Source organism: Stappia sp. ABD4_338 (assembly GCF_056312175.1).
In genome coordinates, this window is sequence record NZ_CM149982.1 from 2,932,687 (window position 1) to 2,947,544 (window position 14,858).

Sequence of the window (14,858 nt, forward strand, 5' to 3'; positions counted from 1 at the left end):
TCACGCCTCGCCGGCCGTGGCGGGACGCATCACCAGGGTGTCGTCCGCGGCGAAGAAAAGCGTCTGCTCTCGTGCGGCACCAAGGCCCGCGTCGCCGGTGTTGTGCAGGTTAACCTGAATCGGCTGCCCGGCACTTTCCAGGTGGAGGTTGATGAGCGGACCTTCCAGATCGCGACGCTGGAGATTGGCGGCAACGCGATTGTGCGGCACCTCTCCGGCCGGCTCCGGATCGCGACCACTCCCGATCCACATCCGCTCCGGCCGCACCATGGCGATCGCCTCGTCGCCAACGGCAAGCTCGTGCCGGTTCATCCCCAGCACGCGCCCGATGGGGGTCTCGATCTCGGCACGGCCGCCGGAGACGGATGCGACCCGCCCGGCGAAGACGTTCTGCTCGCCGACGAAACCGGCCACGAAGGCGGTCTGCGGATTGTTGTAGATCTCGTCGGCGGTCGCGACCTGCTGGATCACGCCCCGGTTCATGACCGCGACGCGGTCGGACATGGTCAGCGCCTCGCCCTGGTCATGGGTGATGTAGATGAAGGTCACGCCGGTCTTGCGCTGCAGTTCCTTCAGTTCCGCGCGCATGTGCTGGCGCAGCTTGAGATCGAGCGCCGAAAGCGGCTCGTCGAGCAGCAGGACCGAGGGTTCCACGGCAAGGGCACGGGCGATCGCGACACGCTGGCGCTGGCCTCCGGAAAGCTCGGTCGGCCGCTTTTCGCCCTGCCCTTCCAGCGCCACCATGGCCAGAAGCTCCTCGGCGCGCGCTCGCCGCTTCTTCTTCGACATGCCGCGCGCCTCCAGCCCGAAGGCCACGTTCTCCCACACGCTCATGAGCGGGAAGAGGGCCAGGTTCTGAAAGATCAGCGCGGTGGGACGCGCATTGGGGCGGATGCCGCCCATGCTCTTGTCGCCGATGCGAATATCGCCCGAACTCGGATCGAGGAACCCCGAAACCATGCGCAGGATGGTGGTCTTGCCGCAGCCCGAAGGCCCCAGAATGGAAAAGAACTCCCCGGCGTTGATCGTCAGGTCCGTCGGCTGCACGGCGACGAAATCGCCGAACCGCATGGAAACCCCGTCGAGAACCACGTCCTGTCCGTGCATGTGCCCCTCTTTGCCCCGTTATTTGTTGTCTTGTCCGGACCGTCCGGCGACTGGCCGCCCTTGTCCTGTCCGCCATGCCTGACGAAAGCCGGTCATCGCCCCCTGGCGAAAAGGGGAAGGGATCGCGGCCTGGCCGGCCGCGATCCCCTTGGTCAGGTCACCCGCCTCAGGCGTTGGTGATCTTGTCCACGTACTCCTGGCGCACCGAGGTGACCCAAGGCTGGTCGGCCGGCCACCACCACAGGTTCGCCAGGTTGTCGGCGTTGTAGACCTCCGCGAACTGCTTCTTGTAGGTCTCGCCCGCATGGTCGGCGGCACCCGCGACGGCCGAGTTGTAGCCGGTGTTGCCGCTCATCATGCCGGCCATGACCGGATCGAGCATCGCGTTGAGGAAGGCATAGCCCTGCTCGACGTTCGCGGCGCCCGACGGCATGCCGACCGAATCCATCCAGGTGATGCCGCCTTCCTTGGGCATGCGGTACTTCCACTTGGCGTCCTCGCGGTTGAGGAGCAGGCCGGTGGTGTCCCAGGTCTGGCCGATGCCGGCGCCCGCCTGCTTGAAGGCGTTGATCGCCTCGGTGGCCGAGTTCCAGAAGGCCGCGATGTTCGACTTGTGCGCCAGGATGAACGTGGTGCACGCATCAAAGCAGCGGTGCGCGTCCTCTTCCGACTTGTAGACGTCGGTCATGCGATTGGACTCGAGCTCGCCGATCGACTCCAGGTACAGGCCGACACCCATGAGGGCCGACTTCTGGCGGAAAGCGGACTTTCCGACGGCCTTCTCGGCCCACATGTCGCCATAGGAGACGTTGTCCGCATCGAACACGGAGCTGTCGAGGGTCATCGCCTCGGTGCCCCAGTTGAACGGGAGCAGCATGCGCTTGCCACGGTAGGTGCCGCCGAGCTGGACACTGTCGCGAAGCATCGAGGGGATGAGCGCGTCGAGCTTGACCTTGCTCTCGTCGATCGGGGCCAGAAGACCGTCCGGATAGTAGTTGTTGCCGTTGGTGATCGACGGGAAGATCACGTCGAAGCCCTTGCCGCCGGCGGCGCGCAGCTTCTGCTCCGCCTCGTCGTTCGATCCGTAGGTCGACAGGTTGATCTTGATGCCCGTATCGCCCTCGAACTTGTCGATCATGTTCTGCTGGATGTAGTCGCCCCAGGCGAACACATTGACCTGACCCGAGGAGGCGAGCGCATCGCTGGCCTTCAGGATCGCCGGTGCGGCAAGCACGGTCGACGCGGCGGCCGAGCTTTTCAGCAGGGTGCGGCGGGAGATATTCATGGACGGACCTCTCCGGTTGGATTTTGTCTTGACCTATCTACGAGCCGGATGAAACACCCCCCGGATCGCTGTCATGGCCAATTAAGTCAAATTGACAACGCTAGTGTGACATCCGAGCCGTCCAGACTGGTCCTGAAACACCGCGCCAGACGCTCTGGATGCGGTACTTTGCGCAGAAGCCGACGCGCGCGCAAGGCGGGTACGTCGCGGAAACGCGCCATCCGCCGAAATGCGCCGGCTCCGGGCATGTGGACAGTTCACGAGGGAAACCAGAAATGCTTCGCCATGAAAGGAACTTCGATCCCGCCCACGGAGAACCGGTCGAATGCGCCGACGCCGTTCGCCGGCTAACGGCGCGCAACTCCGGCCCCTTCACCTTCCACGGAACCAACACCTACCTCGTGGGCCGCTCGGAACTCGCGGTCATCGATCCGGGCCCGGCGAATGCCGATCACGTCGAGGATATCCTGCGGGCGGCGGGGCCCGCGCCGGTGTCCGCGATCCTCGTCACCCATACCCACATGGACCATTCGCCAGGTGCAAGGCTCCTCAAGGAACGCACCGGAGCCCCCATCGTCGGCTGCGGCACGCACCGCGCCGCACGGCCACTGGCGGGCGGCGAGACCAATCCCATGGACGCAAGCGGCGACCGCGACCATCGCGCCGACCGTGAAATGGGCGACGGGGACACGCTGACGGTGGATGGCCTGACCCTGACGGCCGTCCCGACGCCCGGGCACACCGCCAATCACCTGGCCTTCGCGCTCGACGAGGGGAATATTCTCTTTTCCGCCGACCACGTGATGGCCTGGTCCACCTCCATCGTCGCGCCGCCGGACGGGTCGATGCGCGACTACATGGCCTCCCTCGACCGGCTCCTGGAGCGCTCCGACGCCCTCTATCTGCCAGGCCACGGCGGACCGGTCGCGGATCCCGCCAGCTACCTGCAAGGGCTCAAAGCCCATCGTCAGGCCCGCGAAAAGGCGCTTCTCGACGCATTGGCACGCATGGGCGCGAGCCGCATCCCCGAGATGGTGGCCGAGATCTACCGTGACGTTGATCCGGCCCTTCACGGGGCCGCGGCGCTCTCCATGCTCGCACAGGCGGAATGGCTGGCCGAACGCGGCCTGCTTCACGCCGAAGACGAGCGAGGCGTCCCGGAAATGGTGGTTTCGCTGTCCAGCCGGCTGCGACCGGCCTGATCGGCCGCGTCACACGGGCGCCGAACCCCGCCTTTGACGTCGCCCTGCTTGCATGGCAAGAGAAAGCATCCGGCGGGCCGCCCCGCCATGTTCCCCCTTTTTCAGGCTGGCATACGCATGAAGATCAAGGCCGTCCTCTTCGACCGTGACGGAACCCTCACGGATTTCGACAGCACCTGGGGTCCGGCGATCGCGGAGGTTCTCCGCGAGCTTGCCGGCGACGATGCCGGGGCCCTGGCGACGCTTGAGGAGATGTCGCTGTTCAGCGTTGAACAGAAGCGGTTCACGGGCCCCTCTCTGCTCAAGGTGCAGGCTCCGGCCGACTATTCGGCCCGCTGGGCTCAGGTGCTCGGCGAGCCCGATCCCACGGCAATGCTGGAACGCATCGAGGCGACGCTGCTGCGTCACTGCGGGACCAATGTCACCCCCTTCGACGGCGTGGTCGAGACCCTCAACGGCCTGGTCCGCGCCGGACTGCCCATTGGCCTCGCAACCAACGGGACGGAAGCATCCGCCCGCCATCAGATGGAGATCCTCGGCCTCGGTGAGGCCTTCACCTTCCTGGCCGGTTACGATTCCGGACACGGCCGGAAGCCGGAGCCCGGCCAGCTTCTGGCCTTCGCCCGCCATGTGGGCTTCGATCCGGGTGAAATCGCCATGGTCGGCGACAGCCTGCACGACATGCATGCGGCGGAGGCCGCCGGCATGATCCGAATCGCGGTGACCACCGGCGCCGTATCGCGCGCCGAGCTGGAGCCGGCGGCCGATCATGTCTTCGACAGCATGCATCCGCTTCTTGCGCTGGCGACCGGCGAGCTTGCCGCATGAGCGGAACGACGCGCGCCATCAGGGCCGTCCTGTTCGACAAGGACGGCACGCTGATCGATTTCGATGCAACCTGGGGCCCGACGTTTCACGCCCTGATCGCCCAGCTCGCCGAGGGCGACGAGGCAAGGATGCGCCGTCTGTGCGAGGCCGGTGGCTACGACTTCGACACACGCGCCTTTCATCCCGATTCCATTCTGGTCGCGGGATCGAACGACGATGTGGTGGAAGCGTTCGCGGACATCCTCGAGCACGCCGACCCGATGGCGCTGGCGGTGGAGATCAATGCCGGTATCGGCGCTCTCAGCCTGCCGCACCTTTCGGCCTTCCCGGAACTCGACGACGCGCTGGAGCGCCTGTTGGGGCTCGGACTGGTCCTCGGCGTTGCCACGAATGACTCCGAAGCCTCCGCCCGCACACAGGTCGAGGCACTTGGCCTGGGCGCGAGCTTCGCCTCGATCCTGGGATTCGACAGCGGGCATGGCGCCAAGCCCGGCCCCGGCATGGTCACCGCCTTTTGCGCCGCGCACGGGTTGCTGCCGGACGAGGTCGTCATGGTCGGTGACAGCCTGCACGACATTCATGCCGGACGGGCAGCGGGCGCGCGCACGCTCGGCGTTGCGACCGGCCCACGTGGTGCGGCCGCTTTCGGCGAGGACGCCGACCATGTCGTGGGCGGCCTGCGCGAAGCGGCGGAGTGGATCGCCGCCCGCGCATAAAGCATACGGCGCAAAGCCCGGGTTCGCATTTTTCGCCGCTCGTGCTAGGGCTTGTGGATCAACAAATCGGGACCCTTCGTCCGCACCATGCGAAAGTTCCTGCCGTCGCACCGATCGCGCCTTGCGACCTTCAGCCTGCGGACCGCGCGTCTCGGGGTGCCGGTTATCGTTCTGTCGGTCCTGGCACACCGACTGGACTTCGTCTCGACACCCCAGTTCCTGCTTTTGATGATCACGGGGTCGCTGATCGCGCTCGCGGCCATCGTCGCCGCCGTGATCGCGCTGGTTCGGCTTTGGGCGCGCGGCGGCCATGGCTGGGGACGCGCGATGCGCGGCGCGGCCTACGCGCTGATCGCGCTCCTCCCGCTTGGCGCCGCGACGGCCGCCTATGTGACCCATCCGCAGCTTGCCGACATCAGCACCGACACGGAAGATCCACCCGCCCTGGGCGGTGACGCGCCGGACACGATCCCGGCGGATGCCGCCGACCTGCAGGCCGAGTTCTATCCGGACCTTGTCAGCCGGCGCTTCCGCCTTCCGCCATCGGAGCTGCACAAGGCGGCGCTTACTGTCGCCGAACAGCGCGGCTGGATGCTTACCGCCGAGCTCCCGCCGGGAATGCCCGACGAGCCGACCCGCTTCCAGGCCGTGGCGGTGTCTCCCCTTTACGGCTTCCGGGACGATGTTGCGGTGCGGATCCTGCCCGATCCGGTGGGCGCGCGGCTCGACATCCGCTCCGCCTCCCAGGTCGGGCTGCACGACCTGGGCGCCAACGCGCGCAGGATACGCGGGTTCCTGGCCGACCTCGACGCCGTTCTTCTGGCTGCCTATGGTGTGATCGAGGCCGTGGACGAGGATGAGGCAGGTGCCCCGCCCGAGGAACTCCCGCCACTCGACCCGAATGCTTCAACGCCTTCCGACCTGCCTCCGCCAGTACCGGGCCTGAAACCCGAGGCGGGGGAGCCGGTCGCCCCGGACATCGACGGGCCGTCGCCGGATGCTGCTACCGGAGTGACGCCGGACGGGCTCGAACCGCTTCCGCCGGATCTCTCCGAAGTGTACGAGAGCGATACGCCGGCACCCCAACCGGCCTCGGATGCGGATGCTCCGCGTTCGACGCCTCTTCCGGAAACCAGCGCCGAACCGGGCCGTCCGGCACGCCTTCGGCCCGTTGCCGGACAGTGAAGGGGCTCCTGTCGGAATTTTCGCGGGCCCCCTCTTCACGATCCTGACTCGGTAAATACCCCTGCCCGACAGCAGGCTCAGGACCTCGGGCGCCGAATGCATCCGATGTGCGCCTTCGGCTGAGAACCCTCCCACCCATCTGATTTCATTTAATTATTTCCCCAAATCATGGCTCCTCCGCGCCATACGGAGATGCCCTTACGGCATCTTCATAGAACACCTGCGGCGGCAAAATGGAATTTTGAAACATTACAGCAGGATAAGGAATGTGACTGGCATCACGGCTTTGCCTTCCCGCATCCTTGAATATGTCCAAATTGGCGGCGATCCGTGCAGCTGTCGAATGGACGACGACCCAAGGCTCAACCACCTATCCGGACAAGACCGATGAGTGCCAAGACCCAAGCAGCCCAGCCCACACCGCGCGTGAACCTCGACGCGCTCTACAAGCCGGTCGGCATCAACGCCGTGACGGCGGCGGCCATGTGCTGCAAGACGCCCAAGACCGTCAAGAACGGCACGGCCAACAAGTAAGGCCACCCCTGCGGTTTGCGGCCGGGCGAGCTGACGCCCGGCGCACCGGGTTTGCCGGGCAAGCGGCAAGCCGTTGCAAAACTGTCCGGTTTGATGGCTATGTTGCGGGGCTCGACCCGCCCGCGCTCATGCGGGGCGCCTCGACATGCCGTCGCGAACCGGAGAGCCTGCCACATGATCAACGCCTGCTGCGCCAACGACAAATCCGTCTCGGTTCACGCCATGGGGGCCGAGGATCCGATACCGGAAGGCGCCATCTGGCTTGATCTCGTGACACCCGACGCGAACGAACGCGCGGCGGCGGAAGCCTGGCTCGGCCTTGCCATTCCCACACGAGAGGAAATGGCGGCGATCGAAACCTCGGAGCGTCTTTACGAGGATGCTGGCGCGCTGGTGATGACGACGCTGCTGCCGATGAACGTGCGTGCGCCCGATCTCAAGACGTCCGCACTCACCATCGTCGCGCGCCGAGACCGCATCGCCACCCTGCGCCATGCGGATTCCCAGTCGATCGCAGTTGCGGTGCACCGCCTGCAGGGAACCGTCGAGGGCGGACGCGACCCCGGAAACGCGCTTTTGATCCTGCTCGATGCCATCGCCGACAGGGCCGCGGACGTGATCGAGGAGGCCTCAGCGGAGTTCGACAGCATCGCCAGTCACGTGTTCGGCGAGGGTGTCGATTCCCGCAAGAGCGCCGAATACAAGGGCATGATCCAGCGTATCGGCAAGATCGGCCTCAAGGTCGCGCGAATGCACGATGTCTGCGGCAGCCTGGAGCGGCTGTTCCTGTTCCTCTCCGCACACGCCAAGACCGTCGCCCTCACCAGCCAGCAGAAGACACTGTGCAAGACGCTGGGACGGGACATACGCTCGATCCGCGAGCACGCGGACGCTCTCGACGCCAAACTCAACTTCCTGCTGGACGCCACCGTGGGCCTCGTCAATCTCGAGCAGAACCAGATCATCAAGATCTTCTCGGTGCTCGCCGTCGTGTTCCTGCCGCCCACGCTGATCGCCTCGATCTACGGCATGAACTTCGAGATCATGCCCGAACTGCAATGGGCGTGGGGATATCCCTTCTCGATTGTCGTCATGATCATCTCGGTGGCGCTGAACTTCCTCTACTTCCGCTGGAAAAAGCTCCTGTGAGACCTTCCACCCATGCCGCTGCGTGAGGCCCGCGACCGCATCGCCGTCCACAGCCTGCTGATTTGCAACCCGATCCCGGATCGCTATTCGAGCGCGCTTACCATTTGTTAAGTGACGTGGCGGATCCTTGCAGGACACTCCTTCGCGCGGCTTGCGCCCGACGAAGGGCGACTGCGACGGCTGGAATGCCCTCGCCTGCCAAAGCGGGACGAGACCGACATGACGCCACTGCCCAAAGCACCGGACCACGGCCCTGAACGCCCGTCGCGACGCCCTGTCGGCGTGGCGCTTTTTGCGCTTGTTCTGGGCGCCTGCGGTGGTGTTTCCATGCCCATGGGCAGCGCCGATGTCGAGACCCCTCTGGATCTGACAGGCTCGATCGAGGGGCAGCAGAACACTGCCGACGTGGACATCAACAAACAGGACCGGGCGATTATCGCCACCGCGATTGCAACCGCCCGTGAGCAGGACACGGCGGGCAAGCCGCCCTTCTCCTGGACCAATCCCATCACCGGAAATTCCGGCACGATCCTCTCGCTCGTCGACGATTCCGTGCCGGGCGGCACCGGCTGCACCCGCTTCGAAACGACCGCCAACACGATTGGCGGCGTGCGTGCCTACAACGGCGTCGCCTGCCAGGACGTGATGCAGGACTGGTCCGTCATCAGCCTCGCCGAAAAGGACGAGGCATCCGGAGACGAACCGAACGGCTGACGCTCGTCGGGTCCCATTGCCCTCCCCCACTGCTCGGGCTTTCCTCACACGGCGCGGCCGCCACCCGGCTTCTGTACCCGGAACTTCCGGCCTGCTTTCCCGCAATCCCCTCTGGAATTAATTCCTATCACTCCCCATATCGGGGACAAGGCAAAGGGTCATGGCGGCCCTTGTGCGATATTCGTTCCCCCGAGTCGGTTTGCAGGTGTATACCCGTCGAAACCACTCAGAATTCAGCGGTCGAAACCATGCGTGACCCCTACAGCGTGCTCGGCGTCGGCAAGTCGGCGGACGAGGCGGAAATCAAGCGGGCTTACCGGAAGCTTGCGAAGAAGTACCACCCGGACCAGAACGCCGACAATCCGTCGGCCAAGGAGCGGTTTGCCGAAGTTGGCCAGGCCTACGAGATCCTGGGCGACAAGGAGAAGCGTGCCCAGTTCGACCGGGGCGAGATCGACGCGGACGGCAAGCCGCGCTTTCAGGCACACGGCTTCGACGGCTTTTCCGACAGCGACATCTTCCGGAACGCGCGATCCGGTCGCGGCTTCGGCGGCGGTGGCGCCGGCGGACAGGCCGGAGGCTTCGACGACATCCTCAACGACATCCTCGGCGGCTTCGGCGGACGGTCGCGGGGCGCGGGAACAGGCGGTTTCGGGGCTGGCGGCCCCGGTTTTGCCGGCGCACGCGGCGGTGGCGGCAGGCCCCGGCGCGGTGCGGACGCACAGGTCACCGCACGGGTGACGCTGGAGCAGCTTGTGCATGAGCACAAGGTGCGCGTCGCCCTGCCCAGCGGAAAGTCGGTGGACGTGAAGCTGCCCGAAGGCACGGTCGACGGCGAGAAGATCCGCCTGCGCGGCCAGGGACACCCCGGAGAAGCGGGCGGTGAGGCCGGCGACGCGATCGTCGAGATCCATCTCGCACGCCATCCGGTCTTCACGCCGATTGGCGACGATCTGAAGCTCGACCTTCCCATCACGCTCTACGAGGCGGTTCTGGGAGAAAAGGTTCGCGTGCCGACCCTCGACGGGGCGGTCAACCTGACCATCCAGCCAAACGCACGCACCGCAAAGACCATGCGGCTGAAGGGCAAGGGACTGCCCAACAAGTCGGGCGGGCGCGGCGACCTTCTCGTCGCGCTGCGGATCGTGCTGCCCGAGCAGGGCGACGAGGAGCTCGAGGCCCTCATGCGCGCCTGGAAGGAATTGCGCCCCTATCGCCCGCGCGGACCGGAATTCAACTGAAATCCGGTTCAAACGGACGCTTAACCGACTTTCCGTTCAAGGATCGCCGCTCATCCTTTCACGGGTGTGAGCGGCGCCGGGGCGGGACTGTCGTCGGGCACGAAAAAGTCCGGCGTCAGTGTCTTGGAGGGATCGACGCGGTAGCGGTCGAAATCGCTCACTCCCCGGCTCGCCAGGAACGTGTCGTCGATCAGGAAGTTGCCGGTGAACTCCCGCGACGGACTGAGGAATATCTCACGCGCGGCGTCGGCCAGGATTTCCGGCGTCCGGCTTGCCGCCATCATGTCGTCACCGCCGATGAGATTGCGCACGGCAGCGGTCGCGATGGTGGTACGCGGCCACAGGGCGTTGACGCCGATACCGCGCGCCCTGAGCTCTCCGGCAAGCCCCAGCACCGCGAGGCTCATGCCGTATTTGGCGATTGCATAGGGCGTGAAGGGGGCGAACCATTTCTCCTGCATGTCGAGTGGCGGTGACAGCATGAGAATATGCGGGTTTGGTGCCTTCTCCAGATGCGGGATCGCATGCTTGCAGGCGACCAGCGTTCCACGCGTGTTGATCTGATGCATCAGATCGAAGCGCTTCACGTCCGTTTCGGCGAGTGGTGTCAGCTGGATCGCGCTGGCATTGTTCACGAGGATGTCGAGCCCGCCGAAGGTCTCGGCCGTGCGGTCGATGGCTTCGCGCACATTGTCCTCGTCACGCACGTCCACCACGAGCGGCAACGCCCGCCCCCCGGCCGCCTCGATCTCGGCGGCGGCGGTATGGATCGTGCCCTCGAGCTTCGGATGCGGTTCGGCGGTTTTCGCCGCAATGGCGATGTTGGCGCCCTCCCGGGCCGCCATCAATGCGATTTCCTTGCCGATGCCCCGCGAGGCGCCGGTGATGAAAAGGGTCTTTCCCGCAAGCGACATCCGTTTCCTCCCAGATGAGATGCTGGCAAACGTTGGCGTGTGGACCGTGTGTCAGCCCGACGGGCGGGACCGGTCCATGAACGCCTTGAAGGCGGCCGAGGCCTCCGGGGACACGAGACGCGCGGCGAACGCCGCGATTTCCTCTTCCACCCGGGTTTCGAGCGCCGCCCGGTCGCCACGCAGCAACCGGCGCGAGATCGCCAGCGCCTCTTGCGGCTTGGCCGCGATCCTGTGCGCGATGGCCTCCGCCGAGGCTTCCAACTCCTCCTCGGCGACGATGCGGTTCACGAGGCCCGCCCGGCAGGCGGCCTCAGCGTCGAAAGCCTCGCCGAGACAGAGCAACTCGAAGGCCCGCGCATGTCCCATGAGCGCGGGCGCGAGCAGGCTCGACCCCGCCTCCGGCACGAGCCCCAGATCGATGAAAGGTGTCCTGAACACGGAGCGCGGGCTGACCAGCACCATGTCGCAATGCAGCAGCATGGTGGTGCCAACGCCGATCGCCAGCCCGTCCACGGCCGCCACGATCGGCCGCTCGCAGGCAACGAGGGCGCGCAGGAAACGGGCGACCGGCGCATCCGTCATGCTCCCCCGGCTGGCGAAGGCGAGAAAGTCGCCGATGTCGTTCCCGGCGGTGAAGGCGCCCGGCACCCCCGTGACCAGATGAACACGAACGCCGGAGCCCTCGGCGTTTCCGCGCTCCAGCGCCTCGGCGAAGGCCGTGTACATGTCACCAGTGAGGGCGTTCTTCTTCTCCGGCCGGTTGAGCCGGATGTGCTGCACGCCGCCGGAAATCCCGGTCTCGATCATCAGGCGACCCTCCCCTGTCGCGGAATGCCGGCAAATGCCGGCATCCTCATGCCTCCTGCCTCAGGCCGTCGGCTCGAACGCCAGCACGGAAGCGGCAAGTCCCTCGACCTGCGCACGCAACGCCGCCGTCTCGGGCAGATGCGCCGCCGCGAAATAGGTCGCCAGAAGGCGGCGGTTGCGGGCCGGCTCGGAGTTGTCGTCCCGACAGGCAAGCGCGCCCTTGACCAGCAGTGCACCGCCGAGTGCGATCCCCATCAGGCGCAGGAACGGCGTGGCGCCGGCAAGGGCCTCCTGCTGACGGTCGTCGGCCTGCGCGTCGAGCATCCAGCGGCCTGCTTCCGCAAGCTGCGCAAGCGCCTGCTCGAGCCGGGTTCCCGCATCCGCAAGGTCGGAGGCGGTATCCTTACGTGCCGCTGCCGCAATCCCGCTCAACTCGCCGATGAGGCCGGCCAGATGCTCGCCGCCGGAAAGCGGCAGCTTGCGCATGACGAGATCGATGGCCTGGATGCCGTTCGTGCCCTCGTAGATCGGCGCGATACGCGCATCGCGCAGGTGCCGCGCCGCGCCGGTCTCCTCCACGTAACCCATGCCGCCGTGCACCTGCACGCCGAGCGAGGCAACCTCGACGCCGATGTCCGTCGACAGTGCCTTGGCGATGGGAGTCAGCATGGCGGCGCGTTCGCCCCAATGCTTGCGCGCCTCTTCATCCTCGCCGAGGCCGGAAAGGTCGATGGCCTGGGCGCAGGCATAACAGATGGCGCGTGAAACCTGGGTCCAGGCCTGCATGTCGAGAAGCGTGCGGCGAATGTCGGGATGCAGCGCGATGGGGCTCATGCCCTCGCCCTTGTGATCCGCCGAACGGCCCTGCCGGCGTTCCAGCGCATAGGCCATGGCCTGCTGGGTGGCACGCTCCGCAACGCCAAGCCCCTGGATGCCGACCGCAAGACGGGCGTTGTTCATCATCGTGAACATGCAGGCAAGGCCGCGATTTTCCTCGCCGACAAGCCAGCCGATCGCCCCGCCCTCGTCGCCATATGCCATGGTGCAGGTCGGAGAGGCATGGATGCCCAGTTTGTGCTCGATGCCCGCGCAGCGCACGTCATTGCGCGCACCCAGCGACCCGTCCTCGTTGACCAGGAACTTGGGCACCACGAAGAGCGAGATGCCCCGCGTGCCGGCCGGCGCGTCCGGCAGCCTCGCCAGCACCAGATGGACAATGTTGTCGGTGAAATCGTGTTCGCCATAGGTGATGAAGATCTTCTGGCCGAAGATGCGATAGGTGCCGTCCTCGGCACGCTCTGCGCGGGCGCGCAGGGCGTTGAGGTCGGAGCCGGCCTGCGGCTCGGTCAGGTTCATCGTTCCCATCCACTCGCCCGAGACGAGCTTGGGCAGATAGGTGGCCTTGAGGTGGTCGCTGGCGTGCTTCTCAAGGGCCTCGATGGCGCCCACGGTCAGCGTCGGGCCGATGGCGAATGCCATGGAGCCGGAGTTCCACATCTCGAGCGCGGCCGCCTGCAGCATCATCGGCAGCCCCTGGCCGCCGAACTCGGGATCCGCGGTAAGGGAGTTCCAGCCCCCCTCGGCCCACGCGCGATAGGCATCGCGCCAGCCCGGAGGCATGGTCACCTCGCCGTTCTCGCACTTCGCGCCGATCCGGTCGCCCACCTCGTTGAGCGGCGCGATCTGCTCCCCGGCGAAGCGTCCGGCCTCTTCCAGGATCGCCGCCACCAGGTCCTCGCCGACCTCTTCGTGACGCGGATCGGCGACAACCTTGTCGAGATCGGCCACCTTGTTGAGAGTGAAGGCAATTTCCTGAACCGGCGCACGATACATCGTGTTCTCCCTGACCATTTTTACCCGGACCGGACATGCTCCTCCGCTCGCTTCGGCAAGCGACGGCGTTCCCGGCTTGACGAAAGAGGGCGGAAGCCGCAGAACCGGCCCGCATCGGGTTTGGCGCGAGGATGGTCCCGATTGACGTAAACGTCAACGACGAAAGGGCTTCGCCAACCGTCCCGCAGGCGCGCAAACTGTCACGCCACGCCCCTGAAAAACAAGGGCGGCGAGCGCCGGCAGACAATCCGCCCACAGGCATCACCGGCCTTGCCGGCATCAGGAACAAGAAGCGGAGCGAACACGACATGCGACGCTGGAAGATCGATCCCGCGCGACGGGACTGGCCGGACACGCCGGAGCTGGAGGCAGCCCTTGCCGACCTTCTGGCCGGCCGCCTCCTCGCCGTGCCGACGGAAACGGTCTACGGCCTTGCCGGAGACGCGACCAACCCGGAAGCCTGCGCCGCGATTTTCGCCGCCAAGGGACGGCCGCAGTTCAACCCGCTGATTGCCCATGTGGACTCATTCGAAACCGCGAAGCGCCACGGTGTATTCAATGAGGACGCCAGCGCACTGGCGACCGCCTTCTGGCCCGGCCCGCTCACGCTGGTCGTGCCCAAGAGCCCCGAAAGCACCGTCTGCGACCTCGCGACGGCCGGTCTCGATACGGTGGCGTTGCGGGTCCCTTCCGCCGCCATCATGCGCGACCTGGCAAGCGGGGCCGGCGTTCCGGTCGCCGCGCCCAGTGCCAATCGCTCCGGACGGATCAGCGGAACCACGGCGGATGACGTCGCCGCCGATCTCGGCCCCTCTCTCGCCCTTCTCATCGACGCCGGCCCCACGCCCGTCGGGGTGGAATCCACCATCGTCGGCCTTGTCGACGGGGCGCCGCGCCTGCTGCGCCCAGGCGGCATTCCCCGGGAGGACCTGGAGGCGGTTCTGGGGCGCGCCCTTGCCGGTGCCGCAATACCGCAGGCCGCCGGCGGTCATGACGCGGCCCCTCTCGCCCCCGGCATGCTGACGTCGCACTACGCGCCCGATGCCCGTATGCGACTCAATGCAACCGCGCTCGCCCCCGGCGAAGCCCTTCTCGCCTTCGGGCCCGCCCCCCTGCCCGGTCAGGAACACGCGGTGGCGGTGGAACAGCTCAGTTTAACAGGCGACCCGCGCGAGGCCGCCGCGCGGCTTTTCTCCGCCCTGCGCCGCCTTGACGCCAGCGGAGCGGCGACGATCGCCGTCATGCCCATCCCCCGCGAGGGCCTTGGCGAGGCGATCAACGACCGCCTGGGTCGTGCCGCCGCGCCCCGCTGAGACCAGAATTGCCGTAGCGGAATTTTTCAG

General features: G+C 66.4%; 14 protein-coding genes. 9 read left to right on the plus strand and 5 right to left on the minus strand.

Features of this window, described 5'->3' with window-relative positions; translation table 11 throughout:
* The gene (locus ACYX4S_RS13175) at positions 1-1,107 is read right to left on the minus strand and encodes an ABC transporter ATP-binding protein (protein ID WP_476360510.1); all 1,107 of its coding nucleotides are present in this window, start codon (positions 1,105-1,107) and stop codon (positions 1-3) included.
* Between the two features lie 166 nt (positions 1,108-1,273).
* On the minus strand, positions 1,274-2,392 hold the full coding sequence (locus ACYX4S_RS13180) for an extracellular solute-binding protein (protein ID WP_476360511.1): 1,119 nt from the start codon (positions 2,390-2,392) through the stop codon (positions 1,274-1,276).
* A gap of 275 nt (positions 2,393-2,667) precedes the next feature.
* On the opposite strand from ACYX4S_RS13180, the gene ACYX4S_RS13185 reads away from it, so the two are divergent.
* The 8 genes from ACYX4S_RS13185 to ACYX4S_RS13220 all read left to right on the plus strand — a co-directional run bounded on the left by ACYX4S_RS13185 (position 2,668) and on the right by ACYX4S_RS13220 (position 9,961).
* On the plus strand, positions 2,668-3,594 hold the full coding sequence (locus ACYX4S_RS13185) for an MBL fold metallo-hydrolase (protein ID WP_476360512.1): 927 nt from the start codon (positions 2,668-2,670) through the stop codon (positions 3,592-3,594).
* A 117-nt stretch (positions 3,595-3,711) separates the two neighbouring features.
* Complete coding sequence (locus ACYX4S_RS13190; protein WP_476360513.1) at positions 3,712-4,422, plus strand: HAD family hydrolase; 711 nt, start codon at positions 3,712-3,714, stop codon at positions 4,420-4,422.
* Complete coding sequence (locus tag ACYX4S_RS13195; RefSeq protein ID WP_476360514.1) at positions 4,419-5,138, plus strand: HAD family hydrolase; 720 nt, start codon at positions 4,419-4,421, stop codon at positions 5,136-5,138. The genes ACYX4S_RS13190 and ACYX4S_RS13195 overlap by 4 nt, the downstream gene beginning before the upstream one ends.
* Before the next feature lie 87 nt (positions 5,139-5,225).
* Complete coding sequence (locus tag ACYX4S_RS13200; protein ID WP_476360515.1) at positions 5,226-6,323, plus strand: DUF1499 domain-containing protein; 1,098 nt, start codon at positions 5,226-5,228, stop codon at positions 6,321-6,323.
* A gap of 387 nt (positions 6,324-6,710) precedes the next feature.
* Positions 6,711-6,857: a hypothetical protein gene (locus ACYX4S_RS13205; RefSeq protein WP_293719632.1), complete on the plus strand. Its 147-nt coding sequence runs from the start codon at positions 6,711-6,713 to the stop codon at positions 6,855-6,857.
* A 174-nt stretch (positions 6,858-7,031) separates the two neighbouring features.
* Positions 7,032-8,006, plus strand: coding sequence for a magnesium transporter CorA family protein (locus ACYX4S_RS13210; RefSeq protein WP_476360516.1), 975 nt, complete (start codon positions 7,032-7,034; stop codon positions 8,004-8,006).
* A 219-nt stretch (positions 8,007-8,225) separates the two neighbouring features.
* Positions 8,226-8,720, plus strand: coding sequence for an RT0821/Lpp0805 family surface protein (locus ACYX4S_RS13215; RefSeq protein WP_476360517.1), 495 nt, complete (start codon positions 8,226-8,228; stop codon positions 8,718-8,720).
* Between the two features lie 248 nt (positions 8,721-8,968).
* The gene (locus tag ACYX4S_RS13220; protein WP_476360518.1) at positions 8,969-9,961 is read left to right on the plus strand and encodes a DnaJ C-terminal domain-containing protein; all 993 of its coding nucleotides are present in this window, start codon (positions 8,969-8,971) and stop codon (positions 9,959-9,961) included.
* 50 nt (positions 9,962-10,011) lie between these two features.
* On the opposite strand, the gene ACYX4S_RS13225 is transcribed toward ACYX4S_RS13220, so the two are convergent.
* The 3 genes from ACYX4S_RS13225 to ACYX4S_RS13235 are packed head-to-tail and all read right to left on the minus strand — an operon-like array spanning position 10,012 to position 13,515.
* A complete protein-coding gene (locus ACYX4S_RS13225; RefSeq protein ID WP_476360519.1) occupies positions 10,012-10,875 on the minus strand; it encodes an SDR family oxidoreductase in 864 nt (287 codons plus the stop codon).
* A 51-nt stretch (positions 10,876-10,926) separates the two neighbouring features.
* The gene (locus tag ACYX4S_RS13230; RefSeq protein WP_476360520.1) at positions 10,927-11,682 is read right to left on the minus strand and encodes a crotonase/enoyl-CoA hydratase family protein; all 756 of its coding nucleotides are present in this window, start codon (positions 11,680-11,682) and stop codon (positions 10,927-10,929) included.
* A gap of 60 nt (positions 11,683-11,742) precedes the next feature.
* Entirely contained in the window at positions 11,743-13,515 is a 1,773-nt protein-coding gene (locus ACYX4S_RS13235; RefSeq protein ID WP_476360521.1) for an acyl-CoA dehydrogenase, read from the minus strand.
* A gap of 308 nt (positions 13,516-13,823) precedes the next feature.
* On the opposite strand from ACYX4S_RS13235, the gene ACYX4S_RS13240 reads away from it, so the two are divergent.
* On the plus strand, positions 13,824-14,828 hold the full coding sequence (locus ACYX4S_RS13240) for an L-threonylcarbamoyladenylate synthase (protein WP_476360522.1): 1,005 nt from the start codon (positions 13,824-13,826) through the stop codon (positions 14,826-14,828).
* Positions 14,829-14,858: the final 30 nt, after the last annotated feature.